This window comes from Synechococcus sp. BSA11S (genome assembly GCF_014224355.1).
GTDB lineage: Bacteria > Cyanobacteriota > Cyanobacteriia > PCC-6307 > Cyanobiaceae > Regnicoccus_A.
This window is the reverse complement of record NZ_VNWP01000001.1, coordinates 230,190-248,191: the sequence shown is the minus strand read 5'-3', so window position 1 is coordinate 248,191 and position 18,002 is coordinate 230,190. Positions and strand designations below refer to the sequence as shown.

Annotated in this window: 18 protein-coding genes and 2 tRNA genes; 8 read left to right on the top strand and 12 right to left on the bottom strand. The window is 68.6% G+C overall.

The window, feature by feature from the left end; all coding sequences use genetic code 11:
- Positions 1-214: 214 nt before the first annotated feature.
- A tRNA-Arg gene (locus FPZ61_RS01355) sits at positions 215-288 on the bottom strand.
- A gap of 81 nt (positions 289-369) precedes the next feature.
- Here FPZ61_RS01355 and recF point away from each other — a divergent pair.
- Positions 370-1,512: a DNA replication/repair protein RecF gene (gene recF / locus FPZ61_RS01350; protein ID WP_370593318.1), complete on the top strand. Its 1,143-nt coding sequence runs from the start codon at positions 370-372 to the stop codon at positions 1,510-1,512.
- A gap of 47 nt (positions 1,513-1,559) precedes the next feature.
- Positions 1,560-2,042 (top strand): adenosylmethionine decarboxylase, encoded by a 483-nt coding sequence (gene speD / locus FPZ61_RS01345; RefSeq protein WP_185464162.1) that lies wholly within the window; start codon positions 1,560-1,562, stop codon positions 2,040-2,042.
- On the opposite strand, the gene larE is transcribed toward speD, so the two are convergent.
- Positions 2,002-2,922, bottom strand: coding sequence for an ATP-dependent sacrificial sulfur transferase LarE (gene larE, locus FPZ61_RS01340; RefSeq protein WP_185464163.1), 921 nt, complete (start codon positions 2,920-2,922; stop codon positions 2,002-2,004). The genes speD and larE overlap by 41 nt on opposite strands.
- A gap of 46 nt (positions 2,923-2,968) precedes the next feature.
- On the opposite strand from larE, the gene FPZ61_RS01335 reads away from it, so the two are divergent.
- A complete protein-coding gene (locus FPZ61_RS01335; RefSeq protein WP_185464164.1) occupies positions 2,969-4,132 on the top strand; it encodes a cob(I)yrinic acid a,c-diamide adenosyltransferase in 1,164 nt (387 codons plus the stop codon).
- Positions 4,133-4,197: 65 nt separating this feature from the next.
- Here FPZ61_RS01335 and moeB read toward each other — a convergent pair whose 3' ends face one another.
- The gene (gene moeB / locus FPZ61_RS01330; RefSeq protein WP_185464165.1) at positions 4,198-5,370 is read right to left on the bottom strand and encodes a molybdopterin-synthase adenylyltransferase MoeB; all 1,173 of its coding nucleotides are present in this window, start codon (positions 5,368-5,370) and stop codon (positions 4,198-4,200) included.
- 51 nt (positions 5,371-5,421) lie between these two features.
- A complete protein-coding gene (locus FPZ61_RS01325) occupies positions 5,422-5,937 on the bottom strand; it encodes a M67 family metallopeptidase (RefSeq protein WP_185464166.1) in 516 nt (171 codons plus the stop codon).
- Between the two features lie 46 nt (positions 5,938-5,983).
- Here FPZ61_RS01325 and FPZ61_RS01320 point away from each other — a divergent pair, with 46 nt between their 5' ends.
- Positions 5,984-6,364: a CAAD domain-containing protein gene (locus FPZ61_RS01320; RefSeq protein WP_185464167.1), complete on the top strand. Its 381-nt coding sequence runs from the start codon at positions 5,984-5,986 to the stop codon at positions 6,362-6,364.
- A gap of 10 nt (positions 6,365-6,374) precedes the next feature.
- Here the strand turns inward: FPZ61_RS01320 and FPZ61_RS01315 are convergent, their stop codons facing one another.
- Positions 6,375-7,274, bottom strand: coding sequence for a fructosamine kinase family protein (locus tag FPZ61_RS01315; RefSeq protein ID WP_185464168.1), 900 nt, complete (start codon positions 7,272-7,274; stop codon positions 6,375-6,377).
- Between the two features lie 25 nt (positions 7,275-7,299).
- Between FPZ61_RS01315 and crtD the strand changes: the two genes are divergently transcribed.
- Positions 7,300-8,904: a C-3',4' desaturase CrtD gene (gene crtD, locus FPZ61_RS01310; protein WP_185464169.1), complete on the top strand. Its 1,605-nt coding sequence runs from the start codon at positions 7,300-7,302 to the stop codon at positions 8,902-8,904.
- Between the two features lie 30 nt (positions 8,905-8,934).
- Here crtD and FPZ61_RS01305 read toward each other — a convergent pair whose 3' ends face one another.
- Positions 8,935-9,804 carry a prephenate/arogenate dehydrogenase gene (locus FPZ61_RS01305; RefSeq protein WP_185464170.1) on the bottom strand — a complete coding sequence of 290 codons (870 nt, stop codon included), beginning with the start codon at positions 9,802-9,804 and terminating at the stop codon, positions 8,935-8,937.
- A 43-nt stretch (positions 9,805-9,847) separates the two neighbouring features.
- Here FPZ61_RS01305 and FPZ61_RS01300 point away from each other — a divergent pair, with 43 nt between their 5' ends.
- The 3 genes from FPZ61_RS01300 (at position 9,848) to FPZ61_RS01290 (ending at position 12,060) form a co-directional block, all read left to right on the top strand.
- The gene (locus FPZ61_RS01300; protein WP_185464171.1) at positions 9,848-11,281 is read left to right on the top strand and encodes a helicase; all 1,434 of its coding nucleotides are present in this window, start codon (positions 9,848-9,850) and stop codon (positions 11,279-11,281) included.
- Between the two features lie 69 nt (positions 11,282-11,350).
- Positions 11,351-11,596 (top strand): DUF2839 domain-containing protein, encoded by a 246-nt coding sequence (locus FPZ61_RS01295; RefSeq protein WP_185464394.1) that lies wholly within the window; start codon positions 11,351-11,353, stop codon positions 11,594-11,596.
- A gap of 86 nt (positions 11,597-11,682) precedes the next feature.
- Positions 11,683-12,060: a DUF1815 family protein gene (locus FPZ61_RS01290; protein WP_185464172.1), complete on the top strand. Its 378-nt coding sequence runs from the start codon at positions 11,683-11,685 to the stop codon at positions 12,058-12,060.
- A gap of 29 nt (positions 12,061-12,089) precedes the next feature.
- Here FPZ61_RS01290 and recA read toward each other — a convergent pair whose 3' ends face one another.
- From recA to FPZ61_RS01260, 6 genes are all read right to left on the bottom strand, one after another.
- Positions 12,090-13,280, bottom strand: a complete 1,191-nt coding sequence (gene recA / locus FPZ61_RS01285) for a recombinase RecA (protein WP_185464173.1) — start codon at positions 13,278-13,280, stop codon at positions 12,090-12,092.
- Between the two features lie 155 nt (positions 13,281-13,435).
- Positions 13,436-14,185, bottom strand: coding sequence for an HAD family hydrolase (locus FPZ61_RS01280; RefSeq protein ID WP_185464174.1), 750 nt, complete (start codon positions 14,183-14,185; stop codon positions 13,436-13,438).
- A gap of 17 nt (positions 14,186-14,202) precedes the next feature.
- Positions 14,203-14,274: transfer RNA gene (locus tag FPZ61_RS01275), tRNA-Gln, on the bottom strand.
- A 156-nt stretch (positions 14,275-14,430) separates the two neighbouring features.
- Entirely contained in the window at positions 14,431-16,125 is a 1,695-nt protein-coding gene (locus tag FPZ61_RS01270) for an AAA family ATPase (protein ID WP_221629691.1), read from the bottom strand.
- Positions 16,126-16,151: 26 nt separating this feature from the next.
- Positions 16,152-17,213: an LdpA C-terminal domain-containing domain gene (locus FPZ61_RS01265; protein ID WP_185464175.1), complete on the bottom strand. Its 1,062-nt coding sequence runs from the start codon at positions 17,211-17,213 to the stop codon at positions 16,152-16,154.
- Entirely contained in the window at positions 17,203-17,664 is a 462-nt protein-coding gene (locus FPZ61_RS01260) for an NAD(P)H-quinone oxidoreductase subunit N (protein ID WP_185464396.1), read from the bottom strand. Before FPZ61_RS01260 ends, FPZ61_RS01265 begins: the two co-directional genes overlap by 11 nt.
- Between the last annotated feature and the right edge of the window lie 338 nt (positions 17,665-18,002).

Below are 18,002 nucleotides of genomic sequence, written 5' to 3'. Positions count from 1 at the left end.
CCCCAGCAGTCGACGGTGCTGGCGGTGCTGGTGCACGGCGCCCTGAGCCGCCTGCGCCGTGAGCTCAGCGGTTGCAGCATTTCGGTGGCAGCCCCGCCTGAGGCGCTCTCAGCACTTCAGCAGCACGGGTTCATGGTGGATCCAGGCGGAATCCGCGCCATGGGACTGGTGCTGGAGAAGGGCCGTGAGCAGCAGCTGGGGGAGCCGAGTGAAGCGAGCATGGAGGGACTCGAACCCCCGACATTCAGAACCGGAATCTGACGCTCTATCCAACTGAGCTACATGCCCGAGCGGGGAGGTCATCCCTGTCCCGGTGGTCGTAGCTTACCCGCACGTCGCTCCTGACCCATTCGGCTGCACCGCCTGGAGCTGCTTGATTTTCGCAACTACGCCCAGCTCTCGATCGAGCTCGCTGCCCCGCGTCTGCTGGTGATCGGTGCCAACGGAGAAGGCAAGTCGAATCTGCTTGAAGCGGTGGAGCTGCTCGGCAGCCTGCGCTCCCACCGCAGCGGTCACGACCGCGACATGGTCCGTCACGGCCAGAGCCGGGCGCTGGTGCGCGGCTGGTGCGGCGACGGCCAAGGCCATGGACTCGGTGCTCCGGGGTCTTCGCTCGATCAGCTGGAGCTGGAACTGCGGCGCCAGGGAGGGCGTCTGGCCCGCCGCAACGGCAAGGCTCTCGACCGTCAGCTCGATCTGGTGGGCCCCCTGCGGTGCGTGGGCTTCAGTGCCCTCGATCTGGAGCTGGTGCGGGGGGAGCCCTCCCAGCGGCGCCAGTGGCTCGACAGGGTGGTGCTGCAGCTGGAGCCGGTGTACGCAGAGCTGCTGGCTCGCTACGGCCGGCTTCTGCGCCAGCGCAGCCAGTTGCTGCGCCGGGGCGTGAGCCAGGGGGAGCAGCAGCTGCAGTCACTGCTCGACGCCTTCGATCAGCAGATGGCCCTGATCGGCACGCGGCTGCATCGACGTCGCCGCCGCGCCCTGGTTCGCCTGCAACCGCTGGCCGCAGCCTGGCAGGAACGGCTCAGTGGTGGCCGTGAGCGGCTGGAGTTGCGCTACCAGGCGGGCAGTCGCCTGGAGGGGGAGGAAGCGGAGGCCCCCTGGCGGGAGGCGCTGCTGGAGCAACTGAGAAGGCAGCGCCCGCAGGAACGGCGGCTGGGGGCCTGCCAGGTGGGTCCCCACCGCGATGAGGTGGCGATGCTGCTGGGGGAGGAGCCGGCTCGCCGGTTCGGATCCGCCGGTCAGCAGCGCACCCTGGTGCTGGCCCTGAAGCTGGCAGAACTGGAGCTGGTGCAGCAGCTCTGGGGTGAGCCACCGCTGCTTCTGCTCGACGATGTGCTCGCGGAGCTGGACCCGAGGCGGCAGGAGCTGCTACTGGAGATGGTGGGAACAGGCCACCAGTGCCTGGTGAGCGCCACCCATCTGGCTTCGTTCAGCGCCACCTGGCAGGGGGGCGACTCCCAGGTGGTGCGGATCAGCCGGGGGGAGCTGGTGGATTCCCCGACCAATCGGTAAGAAATCTGAAGGGATGCGTAGGATGGCGATCTCTTTGGCTGCATTCGATGACCCAGAGCCTGCCCTGCCTCCACCCCAACCCGGGATGGAGTGGAGCCCAAAGCCCCCAGAGCCTTCAAGCCCAACCCCCCACGACCAGCGACATGGTGGGGAAACACTGCATCCTCGAGCTTTACGACTGCGATTCAGGGAAGCTCGACGATGAAGCTTTTCTCAGGGACGCCATCACGACTGCAGCGAAACGTGCCGGCGCCACCCTGCTCAATCTGATCACCCACCGCTTCGAACCGCAGGGGGTCACGGGCCTGGCTCTACTGGCCGAGTCCCATATCTCGATCCACACCTGGCCCGAATCGGGGTATGCAGCGGTGGATGTCTTCACCTGCGGCGACCACACCATGCCTGAGCGGGCCTGCCAGGTGCTGGGGGAAGAGCTGGAGGCATCCAGCTGCAACCTCAAGAGCTTCCGCCGGGAAACTCCTGAAGCGATCAGCGACCAGGCCCGGGAACCGTTGGATCTGGCCGCCTGAAACCATCTGAGGTCAGCGGATCGGGGGCCGCTGGCTGCAGACCGTGCTCGCGGTTGAGCTTGCCGCTGATCAGCCCTTCGAGATCAAGGCTCACGGCCACAAAACCGAGGGCCCTGAACGCTTCCACCAGCTCCTGACGTGGCAGCCAGCTGAACAGGTCATCGAGCTGGGCAGCTGGAATTTCCAGACGGGCTGTCGCTCCCTGGCAGCGCACCCGCAACTGCTCCAGTCCGCGCCTGCGCAGCCAGTCTTCGGCCGCGGCCACCCGCTGCAGCCGCGACGCCGTGACCGGCTCGCCATAGGGAAAGCGCGAAGCCAGGCAGGGCTGGGCCGGCTTGTCCCACCAGGGGAACCCCAGCGCCCGGGAGATCTGACGGACGGCGGCCTTGTCGATGCCCTGTTCGGCCAGGGGCGAAACCACCCCCCGCTCGCGGGCGGCCCGGATGCCCGGACGGTGATCGCCGAGGTCGTCGAGGTTCACCCCATCCAGCACCTGAATCCCACCGGCTGAGAGGGAGGCCAGCAGCCCATGCAATTCCCGCTTGCAGGCATAACAGCGGTCGATCGGGTTGCTGCTGTAAGCGGGATCCTCCAGTTCACGGGTGGCCACTTCACGGTGGCGGATGCCCATCCAGGCCGCCTGGGAGCGGGCCTCGCGCAGCAGATGGGGGGCCAGGGCAGGCGAGACCCCCGTAACGGCTTCGGCATCAGCCCCCAGCTGCTCGGCGGAGATGGCCGCCACCAGGGCACTGTCGACGCCACCTGAGTAAGCCACCAGTGTGGAGCCCAGCGCCTTGATGCTCTGGCGCAGGCCGGCGAGAGCCTGCTCCAGAGGCGGTGGCAGACATTCCACCAACGGGTGCAGGGCCGGGGAGCTCATCGCCTGGGGCAGAGGTCGTTAAGATCCAACCGTAGAAGGCCAGCCCATGGCACCGACCTCCAGCGCGGCCTCCGGTGCACCGTCCCGCGCCATCGGCATCCGCACCGCCGCCGGCGGTCATGAGCGCAGCCATGGCCAGTTGCACGTCTACGACGGTGACGGCAAGGGCAAGAGTCAGGCGGCCCTGGGGGTGGTGCTGCGCACCATCGGCCTGGGAATCTGCGAACGCAGGCGCACCCGGGTGCTGCTGCTGCGCTTCCTCAAGGGCCCAGGCCGCGCCTACGACGAGGACGCCGCGATCGAGGCGCTGCAGCAGGGATTTCCCCACCTGATCGATCAGGTACGCACGGGCCGTGGCGACCACTTCGGCGCTGAGGAGGCCACCCGCTTCGATCGCCAGGAGGCGCAGCGCGGCTGGGACATCGCGCGAGGTGCGATCGCCAGCGCGCTCTATTCCGTGGTGGTGCTCGACGAACTGAGTCCGGTGCTCGACCTGGGGCTCCTGGAGGTGGAGGAGGTGGTGCGCACCCTGGCGGCCAAACCGGCCGGCATGGAGGTGATCGTGACCGGTCGGGGTGCGCCGCGATCGCTGGTGCAACTGGCCGACCTGCACTCGGAGATGCGGGCCCACCGGCGTGAAGCCAACGACAGCGCCGGCATCGCCGGCATCGAGATCTACACCGGTGAGGGCAAGGGGAAATCCACCAGTGCCCTGGGCAAGGCTCTGCAGGCGATCGGTCGCGGCATCAGCCAGGACAAGAGCCATCGGGTCCTGATTCTGCAATGGCTCAAGGGGGGCAGCGGCTACACCGAAGACGCGGCAATCGCTGCCCTGCGTGAAAGTTACCCGCACCTGGTGGATCATCTCCGATCCGGCCGTGACGCCATCGTCTGGAGGGGTCAACAGCAGCCGATTGACTATGTGGAAGCCGAGCGAGCCTGGGAAATCGCCCGGGCCGCCATCTCCAGCGGACTTTACAAAACAGTGATCCTCGATGAGCTCAATCCCACCGTTGACCTGGAACTGCTGCCCGTCGAACCGATCATGCAGACGCTGCTTCGCAAACCCTCTGAAACGGAGGTGATCATCACGGGGCGCTGCAAGAATCCCCCCGCTTATTTCGATCTGGCCAGTGTGCACTCCGAGATGGTGTGCCACAAGCACTACGCCGAGCGGGGGGTCGACCTCAAGCGAGGGGTGGATTACTGAGCGAAGCGGACGACTGAGACCACCACCCCATGGGTGCCCGCCGGCCCCAGCTGAACCGATCCGGTTCAGTAGATCGGCACGGCAGGATCCACCTCCTGGCTCCAGGCCTGGATGCCTCCACTCACGTTGACCCCTTCGATGCCGTGGCGCCCCAGGGCCAGCAGAGCCTTGGCACTGCGGCCACCCAGCTTGCAGTGCACGTAGAGCCGCTTGCCCTCGGCCATCCGGCGCACGTCATCGATCGCCTCGCCACTTTCGATCCGATCGAGGGGCATCAGCACCGAGCCGGGGATCACCGCGATGTCGGCTTCGGGGGGGTTGCGCACATCGAGCAGCAGGATGTCCTCCAGCTGGCCGTCGATCACGGTCTTGAGCTCAGCCACGGTGATGCTCGGGACGCTGGCCGCTTCCTCCTGTCCGGGAGCCGTGCCGCCCACACCGCAGAACTGCTGGTAATCGATCAGCCTGTCGATCACCGGCCGCTCGGGATTGGGGCGCAGCTTCAGCTCCCGGAATTTCATGGCGAGGGCATCAAACAGGAGCAGGCGGCCGCTGAGGGTGGTGCCGATGCCGGTGATGATCTTGACGGCCTCGGTGGCCTGGATCACGCCGATGATGCCAGGAAGCACTCCCACCACACCGCCCTCGGCGCAGGAGGGGACCATGCCCGGCGGCGGCGGTTCGGGGAAGAGATCGCGGTAATTGGGGCTTTCGGCATTCAGGTTGAACACGGTGGCCTGGCCCTCGAAGCGGAAGATCGAGCCGTACACGTTGGGCTTGTCCAGCAGCACGCAGGCGTCGTTGACCAGGTAGCGGGTGGGGAAGTTGTCGGTGCCGTCGCAGACCAGGTCGTAGGGCTCGATGATCGCCAGGGCGTTCTCACTGGTGAGAGCCGTTTCGTAGAGGTCCACCTGGCAGTGGGGATTGATCTCATGGATCCGCGCCTTGGCCGACTCGATCTTTGGCTTGCCCACCCAGCTGGTGCCGTGGATCACCTGACGCTGGAGATTGGAGTGGTCCACCACGTCGAAGTCGACGATGCCGATCCGGCCCACGCCGGCGGCCGCCAGATAGAGCAGGAGCGGGGAGCCGAGGCCGCCGGTGCCCACGCACAGCACTGAGGCCGCCTTGAGGCGCTTCTGTCCATCAATCCCCACTTCCGGCAGGATCAGATGACGGGAGAAGCGCGCCACCTCATCGGGACTGAGCTGAACACCGCTGATGTCGGGGGGAAGCATGGGCGAGAAGGCCAAGGGCCGCAGAAGGGACCGCGCGGGGCAGCCCTCTCCCTACTCTCCCAAATCCTCGCCCCCCCGTGATGGCCGGACATCCGGCGTGACCAGATCCAGTTCCCGGGCAGTCGGCAGGGCCCGAGGAGCCGCCGGCGGCTCCTCCAGCCACCAGGCCCTCAGCTCGCCCGAGGCGCCGAGAATCAGCATCAGGGCCGGGGGGAAGGCCCAGGCGCGGTCTGTGGTCGAAGGAATCGCTTCCGAACCCGGATGGCTGTGGGCCGTGCCGAGCACCTGCCAACGCCGGAGTCGACCCCATTTCTGCGCCAGCAGTTGCTCCCGGGGGTCGATGGCGAAACGCTCATGGCGCTGCTCAGGGCGCGACCAGACGTTCAGGCAAGGCCAGATGGCATGAATCCGTGATGCAGCGTCAGCCGGCGCCGGCGCCCTTCCACGGGTGGGCTCGCCGAGCAGCAGCGCACATCCCTCCTGGGGCGCCGCGGCAGTCAGCACCGCCCGCAGAACGGTCAGCTGATGCGAATCAACCAGAAGCCGCGCTGGCCAGCCGCTGTCCATGCCGATACCTTGAGCCCTTGACTCTCACACCATCGCCCCCCCTTTGATGAGCGACGCAACCACCGAACAGGAGCCGACGACCACCGAGGGCGGCACCACATGGGCGGAGAGCGAAGCTGGCGCCAATTTCAGTGAGCGCTACGGCGAGATCCTCTCCAAGGTCAACCAGACTCTGGATCAGGTGGACTGGTCCCAGGTCAGCCGGATCGGCAAGGGTGTCGGCATCCTGCTGGTGGTGATCGTGGCCCAGGTGTTGATCAAGGGCGTGCTCGACACCATCAACCTGCTGCCGGTGGTGCCGGGTCTGCTGGAGCTGCTGGGCCTGGTGGTGGTCGGCCAGTGGAGCTGGAAGAACCTCAGCACCAGTGAAAAGCGCTCCGCAGTGGTCTCCCGTCTGCAGTCCGTGCGACAGGAGTACCTCGGCTGAAGCCCCCGGCTCAGCCCACCAGCTCGGTGATCAGGGACTGGGCCTGACCCCAGTAGCCACCACCGAACAGATTGGCGTGGTTGAGCAGGTGATAGAGGTCATAGAGCTTCTGCCGAAGGCGGTGACCGTCGGGCCTGGGCCATTCCCGCTCGTAACCCCTGAAGAAAGCAGCCGGGAAGCCACCGAAGAGATGGGCCATCGCCAGATCCACTTCCCGGTCACCCCTGTAGACGGCTGGATCGAACAGAGCCACCCCAGCTGAGCCCGGGGAGGCTGAGCTGGAGGACAAGCCGGCGGCATTGCCTCCCCAGAGATCTCCGTGCACCAGGCAGGGAACGGCTCCATGGCCGTTCAACCACTGCGGAGTGCACTCCAGCAGCCGCTGGCTGCCAGGCAGCGACCGGCCCGATCGCTCCGCGAGCGTCAGCTGGGGGCCCAGTCGCTGTTGGGCGAAGAACAGACCCCAATCGGGGTTCCAGCGGTTGGCCTGAAGCGCGCTGCCGATGTAGTTGTCGCGCGGCCAACCGAAACCGGCGCCCCCCTCGGAGGCCGTGCGGCGATGCAGCCGCGCCAGCCCCGCCCCTGCGGCAGCCCAGACCTGCTCAGATCCGCCTGCGCGCAGATCCAGCCACTCCATCACCAGCAGGGCCTGGGAACCAGCCAGGGCGCAGTGCAGGGGCCTGGGCACCACCAGCTCCGGGCCTGCGGCCGCGGCCAGCGCCATCAGCCCCTCCTGCTCCGCCTCCAGCACGGGCAGGAGATCGGCCTGGTTCGTTTTGGCGAACAGGCGGCCGCCATTGGCGAGATCCAGGGCCCAGGCCCTGTGGCTGCAGCCACCTCCCACAGGGCGGCACCGTTCCACGTCCTGGCCCAGGGTCTCCTCCAGCCAACGCACCCAGGGTTCACGCATCGCGGGCCATGCCGGGCCTGCCAGCATGCCGGCTGCCCCTGTCGCCCATCGCTTGGCCGTCAGCCCTTCTCCCCTGGATTCCTCCATCAAGGCCGTGCAGGTGCTGGATGTGGCGGTGATCGGCGGCGGCATCGCCGGGCTGACCGCCGCCGCCCTGCTGGCCCGGGAAGGGCTCTCGGTGCAGCTGCTGGAGGCCCACAGCCAGAGCGGAGGCTGCGCCGGCACCTTTCGCCGAGGCCCCTATGTCTTCGATGTGGGAGCCACTCAGGTGGCGGGGCTGGAACCCGGCGGCATTCATGAACGTCTGTTCCGCCATCTGGGGGTCGAGCCGCCGCTGGCCAACCCGCTCGATCCAGGCTGTGTGGTGGATCTGGGCGACGGCCAGCCTCCCATCAGGCTCTGGAGGGATCCCGAACGCTGGCGCCGGGAGAGGCAGCGCCAGTTCCCCGGCAGCGAACCCTTCTGGACCCTGTGCGCCACCCTGCATGATGCCAACTGGTCGTTTGCCCGGCGCGATCCGGTGCTGCCTCCCCGCAGCCTCTGGGATCTGAGGCAGTTGCTGGGGGCACTGAGGCCCGCCAATCTCGCCAGTTCGGCGCTCGCCTTCGCCAGCGTGGCCGACCTGCTGCGCCTGAGCGGCTGCGCGGGGGATCGTCGCCTGCGGCGTTTCCTCGATCTGCAGCTCCGCCTCTATTCCCAGGAACCGGCGGCGGGCACAGCCGCCCTCTACGGCGCCAGTGTGCTGACCATGGCTCAGGCCCCCCTGGGCCTGTGGCACCTCCAGGGTTCGATGCAGGCCCTGAGCACAAGCCTTGAAACCGCCCTGCGCGCCCATGGCGGCCACCTGCGCCTGGGCCATCGGGCGTTGAGTCTGCAGCGGGCGGAAACGGAGGGCGGCTCTGGCTCCGAGGCGGACCCCAGCCCGAAGCTCTGGAGCGTGGGCGGACAGGGGCCAGGTCGGCGCCCCTTCAGCGTCTCCTGCCGGGATGTGGTGGTGGCCCTGCCTCCCCAGAGCCTGGCCGATCTGCTGGGAGAGGCCATGCCTGACGCCTACCGCCGCCGGATCAACGGCTTCCCAGACCCCAGCGGGGCCCTGGTGTTCTATGGGGCCGTCGAACGGGCTCTGCTGCCAGCGGAGTGTCCGGCCCACCTGCAGATCGACTGGGATGATCCCGGTTCGCTCTTCCTGTCGGTGAGCCGGGAAGGTGACGGGCGGGCGCCGGCAGGGCAGGCCACGGTGATCGCCAGCGTCTTCACGCCCGCTCGCCCCTGGCTGGCCCTGGAGAGAAAGGCCTACAACCAGGCCAAGGGGAAGGCCATGGGCCTGATCCAGGCCGGTCTGGAGCGGAACCTGGGGGTGAGCGCGACAGCCTGGCGCCACGCGGAATTGGCGACACCCCGGGGATTTGCCCATTGGACCGGGCGGCCCTTCGGCTTCGTGGGGGGGCTTGGCCAGCATCCCTCCCGCTTCGGGCCGTTCGGCCTGGCCAGCCGCACCCCCCTGCCGGGGCTCTGGCTCTGCGGCGACAGCATCCACCCCGGGGAAGGCACCGCAGGTGTGAGTCTCTCGGCGTTGATGGCCTGCAGGCAACTGCTGCAGGGACGGGGCAGGAACCTGCGCGTCCCCTGAAGCCCTGGCCCTGGCTCCCGGGCCGGTGGCTCAGAGAAACTCAGGTCTGAGATCGCGGCAGCCCTCCAGTTCCCGGAGCAGCCCGACCCAGTCGTCCCGCAGAAGCAGTTCTTCAAGGCCGTCGAGGGCCAGCCGGTACTGCCCCAGGGCTTCTGCCAAGGCCTTGCGGTTGCTGCGCGCCATCAGAGCGCCCAGCTCCGGGTTGCCGCCGCCCACCCGGGTGGTGTCGGCGAAGCCACTGGAGGCCAGGGCACGCACCAGTTGCGGCAGCCCTTCAGCAGGCGGCACCTCAGCCCCCCGCTCCGCCGCCCGCAGCAGGGCCGCGCCCACCAACACAGGCAGGTGGGAGATCAGGGCCACAGCCCGGTCGTGGGAATGGGCGTCGCATTCCAGCCAATGGCCCCCGAGGGCGCCCGCCAGGGCGCGCATCTGCCCGAGCGCTTCACGGTCGGTGTGGGTCGTGGGGGTGGCCACCCAGGGGCGGCCGCGGAACAGGTTGGGCAGGCCGGCCTCGACCCCGGCCTCGGCGGTGCCAGCCATCGGATGGGTTGCCACGAAGCGGGGAACCAGCGGCTCCCAGGCCGCCAGCACCGGCGCCTTCACCGAGGCCAGATCCGCGATCACCGCCCCCGGCGGCAGAGCCGCCAGCAGGTCCCGGGAGGGCTCAAGCAACTGGTCGAGCGGCAAGGCCAGCAGCACCAGCGCGCAGTCTGTGAGCACCGCTGGATCGGTGCTCACCTGGCGGGCCAGGCCCCGCTGCCGGGCCCGCTCCGCCGTGGCCTGGCGATGAACCAGCCCACGCACATCAAGGCCCAGAGCCATCAGGTCCAGCCCGATCGAGCCGCCGATCAGCCCGAGACCCACCACCCCCACCGGTCGCTCACGCCAGAGGGTTGTCATCACTGGTACGGGCCCACTCGCCCCACCTTCCTACGATTCCGCGATGTTGGAAGCCCGCGCCCACCAGCAGCTCAAACAGCTCCTGCATCAGGAGGGGGGCATCCGCTGGCCTCACCATCTGACCATGAGCCGGCTGGTGGCGCGCAGTCTGCGGCGCAGCGATCACACCCTCGTGCGCCTGGCCCCGGGCAGTGACCCCGACTGGCTGGTGGGGCTGCTGGTGCCCCTGGCCCTGAGCGAGGCTCCTCTCGCCCTGGTGGCGAGTGATCCGCTGCGGCGCCGCCTCCAGCAGGTGGAGATGCCAAGGCTGAGGGCCGTGGGCCTGCACCTCCCCTGCTGGGAAGGGCCCACCGCTGCACCAGCGGAATCCCTTCTCTGGCTGCTCAGCCACGCTGAACTGGAACGGGCCTGGCGCAGGAATGAGCTGGGGGAGCGGCAGCTGGTCGTGCCGGAGGCCGAACGGCTGCACCATCAGCTGCGCCAGTCCCTGGATCGCTCCCTCGACAACAGCGACTGGGAGCGTCTGCGACGGGTTCTTCCCAGTGCCGAACCCAGCCTGCTGACCCTGCATGAACGCATGAGCCGGCGGATCTTCGCCCATCCGCCCACACCCTCGGGTCTGGTGCCGATCAGCCCCGAAGAGGAAGCCCCCCTCCGGCATCTGCTGGCGTTGCTCGGGCCTCTGCCGGAACCCTGGGAACTCTGGAGGGCCGCCGCCGGACCCAGCTGGACCAGCTGGGCCAGCGTGGACCGGGACCTGTTGCAGTGGCAGTTGCACCGCCAGCCCCTGGAGCCCCTGGAGGCCATGGATGGCCTGCTGCACAACCGCGGCGCCGTGCTGGTGGGCCAGTTCGGGCGCAGCGACAGCCTGGCGGGCATCACTCCGCAGGTGAGCGTGAACCTGGCGGATCCGCCCCTCTGCGACCCTTTGCCGCTCTATGCGCCCCTGGGGCAACCCTTCCCCAACAGCCCCCACTTCGGCACCCATCTGCTCGATCACTGCAGACGGCTCGTGCTCGGCCAGAGCGGACTGACGATCGTGCTGGTGGACGAGCTTCCCCAGCGGCTCAGCCTCGCCAGCGCCCTGGCGGCGGAATTCGGCCGCAGGGTGGGCCACGAGACCACGGCCCCCGAGAGCAATGGAGTGATCTGTTGCGGCTGGGTGTGGTGGCTGGAGCACCAGGGGCGCCTGCCGCTGCCCCGTCAGGTGATCGTCGGACCTCTGCCGATCGCCAGTCTCGAAGATCCCCTCACGGAGGCCCGGGTCACCCGGCTGCGCCAGGCCGGCCACGACTGGTTCAGAGAGCTGCTGCTGCCGGAGGCCATGACCCGTCTGCAGCTGGCACTGGCTGGGCTGCGTCGGGGCGGCGGGCGGCTGGCGGTGCTGGACGGACGCCTGCGCAGCCGCAGCTGGGGGCAGCAGGTGCTCAGCGCTCTTGAACCATGGGTGGCCCTGCAGCGTCTGCTGCCGCCGTGAGGACAGCAGGGCTGAAGAGGTCGAGGAGCAGCCCGTAGCCTGGTGGCCGCCAGGATGACGCCGAGAAGCATGGGAGAGGCCAGACGTCGCACGGAGCAGGGATTGCCACCCCGAGGGCCACAGAACAAGCCCGGCGCTGCTCAGGAGAGCTCCCCCCGGCTGGCCCCCTGGCTTCCGCTGACCCGCCGCCAGGCCGACCGTTTCGTTGAGGTGTCCACCCGGGGGGCCTGGGTGGGGATCGCGGCTCTGGTGCTGTTCTGGGTGACGGTGCGATTCATCGGACCGGCCGCCGGCTGGTGGACCCTCGCCGACTGATCGGGTGCGCCTTTGCCCACAGAGCCTCAAGAGCTGGCAGAAAGTGGAAGAAAACCTTAGGATCGCTCAAACTACAGAGCTGGCCGATGTTTCCCCGCCTCGCTGAGCAGTACCGCTCCGTGGTGCTGGATCTGGTGATGAGCCTGCAGGCCCTGGCCAGCAGCCTGCAGCGAAAGGGCCTTGTGGCCACCTGCTATGTCTGCGGTGATGGCCGTGATGGCCATGGAGCGTCCTTCGTGGCCGACCTCGGGGATGCCCACATGGTCCGCTTTCTTGTCTCCGATTTCGGCATCAGCTGGGTTGAATCGCGCAACGGCTGCGAACTGGTGAAGCTGGAAGGTGCCGAGGCCATCCAGGAACTGCAGCGGGTGGCCACGTTTCTGCAAGAGTCCCAGCCTGTTGCGGCAAGCCCTGACACCAGCGAACCGCCCCAAGCCAAGAAGCTTGGGGCTCCTCTGAGCTGATCAAGAGATCCAGCTCACCGTCAGGCCGTTCAGCGGGAGGCAGCCTCAAGCACAGAACCACCGGCTGGGGCCTTCGGCTCGCCTGCTCCACTGGAAGTCGCCAGCTTGGCGGCAGCCTCCGCCAGCGGTTTCATCGAATTGGCGGTGACATCAGCTCCCTCCGTGAGCTTCTGCCGGACCTCCGCCTCGATCTGTTCCTTTTGCGTGGCGTTCTGCTCCAGCCAGGTGATGGTGTTGTCACGCCCCTGTCCGATGTTGTCGCCGCCATAGCTGTACCAGGCTCCCTTGCGGATCACCACACCGGTTTCCTCGGCCAGGTCGAGGACGCAGCCCAGGGTGCTGATGCCACGGCCAAAGAGAATGTCGAATTCGGCAATGCGAAACGGGGGAGCCACCTTGTTCTTGGCCACCTTCACCTTGGCGCGGATGCCGTATTCCTCCGTGCCGCGCTTGAGGGTCTGGATGCGACGGATGTCGAGCCGCACGGAGGCATAGAACTTGAGAGCGTTGCCACCGGTGGTGGTTTCAGGATTGCCATAGGTGACGCCGATCTTCTGACGCAGCTGGTTGAGGAAGATCACCGTGCAGCCCGACTTGCCGATGTTGCCGGTGATCTTGCGCATCGCCTGGCTCATCAGTCGGGCCTGGCTGCCGACAGCCAGGTCGCCCATCTCCCCCTCAATCTCGGCGCGGGGGGTCAGGGCCGCCACCGAGTCGACCACGACGATATCGACCGCAGCGGAACGCACCAGCTGATCAACGATCTCCAGGGCCATCTCACCGGTGTCGGGCTGCGACACCAGCAGATTCTCCACATCGACGCCGAGGGCGGCGGCATAGACCGGATCGAGCGCATGCTCGGCATCCACGAAAGCGGCCACCCCGCCGCGGCGCTGGGCCTCGGCGATGGCATGGAGGGTGAGGGTGGTCTTGCCGGAACTCTCCGGCCCGTACACCTCCACCACCCGCCCTTTGGGATAGCCGCCACCAAGGGCGAGATCCAGGGTGAGCGCCCCGGTGGACATCGTTTCCACCCGCATCCGGGACGCATCCCCCAGGCGCATGATCGAGCCCTTGCCGAAGTTCCGCTCGATCTGGCCCAGCACCAGGTTGAGGGCCTTGTCGCGCTCGGCGGCACCGGCGGCGCCCGAGGATGTCGCGGCGCTCGCGGAACGGGGCTGGGCGGACCTGAGATCGGTGCTCTTGGGGTCGGCAGGCATGGTCAGTGGAGGATGAAGGAACAGGCCGGAAAGGGACGGACCCTGAAGGGGATGTCGTCCTGCGGCCTCACAGCTACAGGTGCCACCAAAGCCGTCGGATGTATCAGGGCGACGACCCGTACGCCCCGAGATTAGTACAGGCGTACGCTAACGGGTCAGGGCCACTCCGCCAAGGGGGCGGCGAAGGCCGTCGGTTCCAGCACCGTCAGGCCCTCGGGCAGATCGGCCAGATCCCGGGGGCCGAGATAGCCCCAGCTCACGAGAAAGCAACGCACGGCCTCGAGGCCTGCGGTGGCCCGAACGGCCTCGAGGGTGGCTCGGCGGTCTTCGATGAACCAGAGCGGACGCTGCAGGGCAAGCAGGCGCAGCAGCACCTCGGGCTTGGTGCCGTCCTCGTGGCCGAAGGTTTGCAGGGGGACAAGGTCCTGGGCCGCCAGCAGCTCCCTGGCGAAGTCGCCGCCCTTGGTGGTGAGCACGGCCCAGTCGGCCCTCTCCGCCGCCAGGGCCCGCAGCCGTTGCGGCACTCCTGGATAAGGCCGGTGCAACGCCAGCCAGTGGGAGCGATCCGCATGGATCGCCTCCCGGCGCACATCCTCGAGCGTGGACTGCAGGATCGGCGGGCTCCAGCCCCAGTGGGCCAGGGCCAGAGGCAGGGCCTGGTCGTAAGCGACGCCAGGGGCACTGAGGGCGCTGGGATGGCGGGCGAGCTCCGCGGCCACCAGCACCATCTCCCACCCCTTGTGGATCAGCGGGCGCAGCCGGGCGAAGGCGGCGGGAGCCTGCTCGGGAAGGGGCAGATCCGGAGACAGCCTCAGGGCCGCCTGGCGGGCCGCCCACCAGTACTCCGCCATGCCGTCGACGAGTACGCCGTCGAAGTCGAACACCAGCAGAGGGCCGGGGGCCACACAGAAATCTCTCAGAACTGGGCCGCTAGGATTCGAACCTAGGAATGGCGGGACCAAAACCCGCTGCCTTACCACTTGGCGACGGCCCAACGCTCCAGCAGCGACCTACCGATCGAGGGGATCCAAGCGGATGGATCTCGAGAGGAAGGGGCTTGGCCGGTTGCCTTGTTAGTTACCCACAGCGGGCCGTCCTTCGTCAATCTCTCCGGACCGGTGGGGAACCCGGTGCACCAGGGCCGGGACTGTCAGGGGGGAAAGACCCGAAGCCGCTGCTGGTCGCCGCTGCCGAACTCGGCACTGCGCAGGCCGTAGCCGTTCACCTGATCGGCCTGGATGCGGCGCACCGATGGGCTGCGCGGCAACAGCTCCACCGGCCGCCCCTGGGGAAGCACCACCTGCTCCACCGCCAGACGGCATTCCTCCATGGCGCCATGGGCGTCGTCAGGAGCGCTGGCACGACCAGTGGACGGGGGAACCCCATCACCCCCGCGACGGCGCAGCAGCCGCTCAACGCCCCGCTGGATCTGGGGGAGGGTGTCGGCCTTGATCACCAGGATCGGCACATGGCGCTCGAGGGCCTGGCTGCGCACCTGTGGATCACGGCCCAGCTGCTGGCGCAGGCTGAGAACCGCGTCGGCCTCCTCCACCTGGCTGGCGCGCTGGACGGGCAGCTGACGGCTGCGCACCACCTGCTCCAGCAGCTGGGGGCTGACCCCGCAGCAGTAGAGGCGCAGGGGCGCCGCGGCCGTGGTGGGAGAGACCGTCCGGCGATGGGGCGGGGGCAGCGAAGGATCGGGAAGGGGCACCGGCGCCAGGACCGGGCGGAGGGAGGGCGGGGTGGCGACCGGGGCCAGGCCCCGCCGGGGCATCCGGGGGGAGGGCGGGGCAGGCTCGGGATCATTGAGGCGCAGGCGACCGTCGCTGTCCAACTCGCGGATCTGGGGGCGCACGGGCTGACCCCGCAGTTGCTGATCAACGGTACGGGCCACGTCGGCATGAACCGACCAGCGGTGGCGGCTGTGCATCTCCACCGCCAGGGGGAAGGTGGGCTCGGCGCAACGCTCCAGAACAGTCTTCTGGGAGCCGCGGCGGCGGGCCTCTTCATCGCCAAGGGTGACCGACTGGATGCCTCCGATCAGATCGGCGAGCGTGGGGTTCTTGATCAGGTTGGCCAGCTCGTTGCCGTGGGCCGTAGCCACCAGCATCACGCCCCGCTCGGCAATGGTGCGGGCGGCCTGGGCCTCGAGTTCGGTGCCGATCTCATCGATCACGATCACCTCGGGCATGTGGTTCTCCACCGCCTCGATCATCACCTGATGCTGCTGCTCAGGACGCGCCACCTGCATCCGCCGGGCACGGCCGATGGCGGGATGGGGGATGTCACCGTCACCGGCGATCTCGTTGCTGGTGTCGATCACCACCACCCGCCGTTCCAGGTCGTCGGCCAGCACCCGGGCGATCTCCCTCAGGGCCGTGGTCTTGCCGACGCCGGGGCGCCCCATCAGCAGCAGCGACTGGCCGCTGTCAAGCAGGTCGCGCACCATCGCCACCGTGCCGAACACAGCCCGACCCACCCTGCAGGTGAGCCCGACCACCTCACCGGCTCGGTTCCGGATGGCGCTGATGCGGTGCAGGGTGCGCTCGATCCCAGCCCGGTTGTCGCCGCCGAAGGCCCCGAGCCGCTGGACCACGGCCGCCAGATCGGCCCGATCGATCGGTCGCTGATCCAGCACGCTGGCCCGTCCGGGGTAGCGAGCCTCAGGAGCTCGGCCCAGATCCAGCACCACCTCCAGCAACTGCTCCCTGCTGCCCAGGCTGGCCAGAGCCTCCCCGACCCGATCGGGAAGCACCTCCAGCAGGCGGTCGAGATCGTCGGTGATCCCCTGGGGGGTGATCGGGAGGGGATCCGAGGGACGACCGGCGACACTTGAACTGGGCATGGACGGGGGCCCTCTGCACTGCCGTTCTAGCCGTCGGCGACCAGCCAGGGAGAGACGAGCTCCCGGGCCAGCCCCAGGCCCCGGGGCCAGAGGTCTGGATCGTCAAGCACACGCCGGCCATGGCGCGCCGCCTCCTGGACCAGAGGGGCGAGCCTTCGGCGGGCCAGACCACCGAAGGCCACGCCTGCGGCTGTCGCCCGGCCAGCACGGGTGCCCCCACTGCGCTGGCGCAGCAGCGGCAGGCTGCGTTCATTGGTACCACCCGCCAGTTGCAGGGGTCCCGGGGGAGCAAGCGGGCGCACGGCGACCAGCAGATTGACGGCGGCATGGGCGGTGCCGTGACCCACGTCTCCGCTCATCGGGCGGCCATCGAGTTGCCAGAGGGGGCGCATCTGATGGCGGCGCAGCAGGGCGAACCGCTGCCAGAGCTCCCGGGCCAGGCGAGCGGGGGTGGCGTCGGCGCCGGCATCAGCGCTGGTGGCACCGGCGCCTGCCTCCAGTCCACAACTCACAGCCAGCCGCCGCAGGGGCAGTCCCGAGGCCACCACCTGCTCCAGTCGCCTGGCGAAGGCGTCTCCCCGACCCAGGCGGGTGTGGATCTCCACCGCGTCCGGGCGCAGACGCGCCAGCAGGGCCGGCACCTCCCGGGCCTCCAGCCCATGGCTCCGGGGCTCAATCAATCCCAGGGGGCAGGCAGGGATGCAGCGGCCACAGCCATAACAGCGCTCCGCGATCACGCCCGAGCCGGACGGAATCGCCTCGGCAGGGCAGACGCGGGCGCAAGGCCTGGGGCAGTCGGCTGGACAGCGGCTGGGATCGAACCAGGCCTTGCGGAAATGGGGATCTTCCCCGTCGCTGAGGCTGAGCATCAGCCAGGGGGGGACCATCTCCGGACATTGGCACCGGGCCCAGCGCAGGCCGCGCCTGGCGGCCGCCACCACCGCCTCATCGGCGGCCACATCGATGCAGTGGACCCCCGCAAGGGCATAAAGCCCACAGAGATCTTCGATGGCGGCGAGATCCTGGTTGCTGGCCCCGCAGATCAGCTTGACCCAGCGACCGCAGGCCAGGGCCTGCTCAGGCCGCAACCATCTGCTCCAGCGGCCTCCAGCGAAGGCTGCGGGCGCCGCCCAGCTCCGCCACGATCTTCAGCCTGGGCTCACGGCGGGTGAGCGTGCACAACGATTGCAGCTCAGCAGACGAGAGCACCTGCGCTTCGAGCAACCACAGGACCATCGGCTTGATGCCCTCCAGCAGGGATCCGAGCTGGGGCATCACCCTCTGCACCTCTCCCACGGCAGCCCCACGGCCGACGCTGTGGTGACCCAGATGGGGGGGGCGCACGCCGTGGCTCTGGAACAGAAAGGCCTCCGGATCGCCCAGTCCACGGGCCGAGGTGATCTGGGCGCCGTAGCCGGCGGCGCGCAGACGCCGCAGCAGCCTGGTCTCGGCGCCGCCTTCAAGGGGTGCATAGAGGGCCAGGGCTCCGGCCTGCTCAAGGTCCTGACGGAAGCGACGTCCGGAGAGCAGCAGAGGCATGGGGCGGCACCAGAACTGGTGGCGGCAGTCTGGCAGGGAGTGTCGGGGGTGGGTGAAGGCCGTGGGGTATGTTGGTTGCTTGTGCAACTGATCTGCGCCCGACCGCTAGCCGGGCCTCCGGAGCTGTGCACGGGATCGTCGCTGGCGACGGTCTCTTCTGGCCAGTGCGGCCAGGCTTGCCGGATTGCTCCGCGCAACGCCACAGCCGCCGGGATACTGCCGCCTTGCCCAGCAGGTGCGGACAAGTCCCAGCCAACTGTTTCGCCAACCGCTAGCCCACCCGAAACCGCTCAGGAAGATCTGCCTTCCAGCGGCTCCGGAGCCAGGTTCCTGGCCCA

What these genes read in the sequence shown, in the direction of transcription:
- speD (WP_185464162.1), top strand. Translation starts at nt 1,560, where the DNA reads ATGACCCAGAGCCTGCCCTGCCTCCACCCCAACCCGGGATGGAGTGGA.
- larE (WP_185464163.1), bottom strand. Translation starts at nt 2,922, where the DNA reads ATGAGCTCCCCGGCCCTGCACCCGTTGGTGGAATGTCTGCCACCGCCT.
- FPZ61_RS01335 (WP_185464164.1), top strand. Translation starts at nt 2,969, where the DNA reads ATGGCACCGACCTCCAGCGCGGCCTCCGGTGCACCGTCCCGCGCCATC.
- moeB (WP_185464165.1), bottom strand. Translation starts at nt 5,370, where the DNA reads ATGCTTCCCCCCGACATCAGCGGTGTTCAGCTCAGTCCCGATGAGGTG.
- FPZ61_RS01325 (WP_185464166.1), bottom strand. Translation starts at nt 5,937, where the DNA reads ATGGACAGCGGCTGGCCAGCGCGGCTTCTGGTTGATTCGCATCAGCTG.
- FPZ61_RS01320 (WP_185464167.1), top strand. Translation starts at nt 5,984, where the DNA reads ATGAGCGACGCAACCACCGAACAGGAGCCGACGACCACCGAGGGCGGC.
- FPZ61_RS01315 (WP_185464168.1), bottom strand. Translation starts at nt 7,274, where the DNA reads ATGCGTGAACCCTGGGTGCGTTGGCTGGAGGAGACCCTGGGCCAGGAC.
- crtD (WP_185464169.1), top strand. Translation starts at nt 7,300, where the DNA reads ATGCCGGCTGCCCCTGTCGCCCATCGCTTGGCCGTCAGCCCTTCTCCC.
- FPZ61_RS01305 (WP_185464170.1), bottom strand. Translation starts at nt 9,804, where the DNA reads ATGACAACCCTCTGGCGTGAGCGACCGGTGGGGGTGGTGGGTCTCGGG.
- FPZ61_RS01300 (WP_185464171.1), top strand. Translation starts at nt 9,848, where the DNA reads ATGTTGGAAGCCCGCGCCCACCAGCAGCTCAAACAGCTCCTGCATCAG.
- FPZ61_RS01295 (WP_185464394.1), top strand. Translation starts at nt 11,351, where the DNA reads ATGGGAGAGGCCAGACGTCGCACGGAGCAGGGATTGCCACCCCGAGGG.
- FPZ61_RS01290 (WP_185464172.1), top strand. Translation starts at nt 11,683, where the DNA reads ATGTTTCCCCGCCTCGCTGAGCAGTACCGCTCCGTGGTGCTGGATCTG.
- recA (WP_185464173.1), bottom strand. Translation starts at nt 13,280, where the DNA reads ATGCCTGCCGACCCCAAGAGCACCGATCTCAGGTCCGCCCAGCCCCGT.
- FPZ61_RS01270 (WP_221629691.1), bottom strand. Translation starts at nt 16,125, where the DNA reads ATGCCCAGTTCAAGTGTCGCCGGTCGTCCCTCGGATCCCCTCCCGATC.
- FPZ61_RS01260 (WP_185464396.1), bottom strand. Translation starts at nt 17,664, where the DNA reads ATGCCTCTGCTGCTCTCCGGACGTCGCTTCCGTCAGGACCTTGAGCAG.